Annotated in this window: 2 protein-coding genes and 1 pseudogene; all 3 read right to left on the bottom strand. The window is 62.6% G+C overall.

Annotated elements, in window-relative coordinates; all coding sequences use genetic code 11:
* Positions 1-465: pseudogene (locus ACZRN6_RS36410) on the bottom strand (ImcF-related family protein); the annotation flags it as partial.
* Entirely contained in the window at positions 452-1,429 is a 978-nt protein-coding gene (locus ACZRN6_RS36405; protein ID WP_464009954.1) for a hypothetical protein, read from the bottom strand. The gene ACZRN6_RS36405 and the pseudogene ACZRN6_RS36410, both read right to left, overlap by 14 nt.
* A 140-nt stretch (positions 1,430-1,569) precedes the next feature.
* The gene (locus ACZRN6_RS36400) at positions 1,570-1,833 is read right to left on the bottom strand and encodes a PAAR domain-containing protein (RefSeq protein WP_322146096.1); all 264 of its coding nucleotides are present in this window, start codon (positions 1,831-1,833) and stop codon (positions 1,570-1,572) included.
* Positions 1,834-1,888 lie beyond the last annotated feature (55 nt).

The following is a 1,888-nucleotide window of genomic DNA, read 5'->3' as shown; positions in this document are numbered from 1 at the left end:
TTGGCCTTCCAGCCAGAACTGCTCGGCCAAGGCCGGGCAGATGGCCTGGATTTCGGCGGGCTCGCCGATGACGAGCAAAAGGCGGACTTTGCGGCGCCAGAAATAGCCGTAGCGCTTGCGCAGATGCTCACGCAGCTTTGCAGCCTTAGCCTCATCTGTTGATGAGGGCGCCCGGTTCAATCGCGAGGTCGGCGTTTCGGTCTCCGGCCACACAACCCGTTGCGCCAGTCGCAGCGCCAGACGGTCCCAGGCCAGCAAAATGACCGGGCAGAACCAACAAAGTACGAACCACACCCCCAGCCCCCACAGCAGCAATTGCTTGATCGGAATTTGCGGCCAGCCCAGATAGGCACTGCACAAGCCATACAAAAGGCCACCGAGCATCACCATCAGCGTCATGATCAGCAGATAACCCAACCCCACGCGTACCAAAGAGCCCTTGCTCACTTCCTTAACTGTTGCCATGAGGCACCGCCACTCCAATCGCCAATCGTTTGTTTCCATCCTGACTCAGCCAACCACAGGGCTGACCCGCCTCTCCTGCTTGCAGCAATGCCAGGGACATTCCGATAAAGGGCGCCAGGTCTGCCAGCACACCCCATTGCCCAACCAGTTGATGTTCCACCGCCGACCAACCACCCGCCACAAACGCGTCCTGGCTGGTTTTATTCATGGCCAGGCAGGTATCTGGCGGCGCTTGCAACCCGGCGTAACGCTGCAACTGCGTGCAGAGTTCGGCAGGCGACTCGCCCGCCAGATACTCGCCCCGATGCAACAACTGCCGGCCCTGTCTGCTTACCCGCCAGAGGAAGCCGGCTTCGCCGGGCAGCTCACCTTCGTCGGCGCTCTCCACCGACACCACGCCGGCGCACAACAGCCAATCGCCCTCGTCAGGGCAATCGCGGTGATAGTCATCGATCAGGTCATCCAAATCGGCCAGGTTCTGTAATGGCAAACGGGCCTCGGGCAACATCAACCCCGCCCGGGCCAGCGCCTCTGCAAAAGCCGCCCGGTTGCTCTCATCCCCTACCCAGGCAATCGCCCGTAACTGCGGCCAGCACTCCGATGACCCAACGAGCGCCAGGGTCAAGCGAGCCAGGCGTTGGGCCAAGGCAGGGGCACGCTCGGTGATCACACCCAACGACAGTGAACAACGCAGGCTGGCCCGGGTGGCTCCGGGTATCGCCAAGGGTGGCTGGGCACCGCGCATCAAATTCAGGTAATCCTCTTGCCGGTCACCCGCCGGGCCCAGCAACACCACATCTTGCACCGGCAACCCGAGGGAACGCCGTTGCCACCAACGTTGCAGGGCGGCCTCCAGGGTGCGCAGATACACCTTGCGGTTGAATAACTCGATCTGCCATGCCAACACGCGAACCGCCAGCACCAGCGCCCAGCACAGCGGCAGCACTGCACTCCAGAGCCACAACTCCAGGCGCGGTTGCTCCTTGGGCAACAGCATCAGCCAGCCTGCCGATTGCAACCCGACCAGCAGCGTCAAGCCTAGCCACCAGCGCCTCCAGCGCGGTTCGCCCGGCTCGATAACGCCTGGGTATTCCGGCGGGCCATTCATGGCGCGACACTCATAAAAGTAGCCGCCAGGGTGCTGACCAACTCACAGCCGCAGGCACAACGGTGCCCGTCCAGCGCCACCGGCTTGCCGTCCATGGTAGAACCCGAGGCGCCCTCGGTAATGTGCGTCATGCCATGCAGGTTGCAGCGGGCTCGATCATCTACACAGGCCACAGGTTTACCAAAGGCCTCGTAGTGTCCCGACAACACCTCACCGCCAAAGGGCCGCAACGGATCACCCACCCGTACCAGCGGCATCATGGCACCAGCTCCTTGGCCTGCTCGACCAAGCCGCCAGTACGCTTCAGATAGTCCA

The sequence above is a fragment of the Pseudomonas sp. A125 genome, assembly GCF_055409485.1.
Note: the sequence above shows the minus strand (reverse complement) of the source record. Positions and strands in the feature narration are given on the sequence as shown.

Coding starts and splice junctions, on each gene's coding strand:
- ACZRN6_RS36400 (WP_322146096.1), bottom strand. CDS start 1,833: ATGATGCCGCTGGTACGGGTGGGTGATCCGTTGCGGCCCTTTGGCGGT.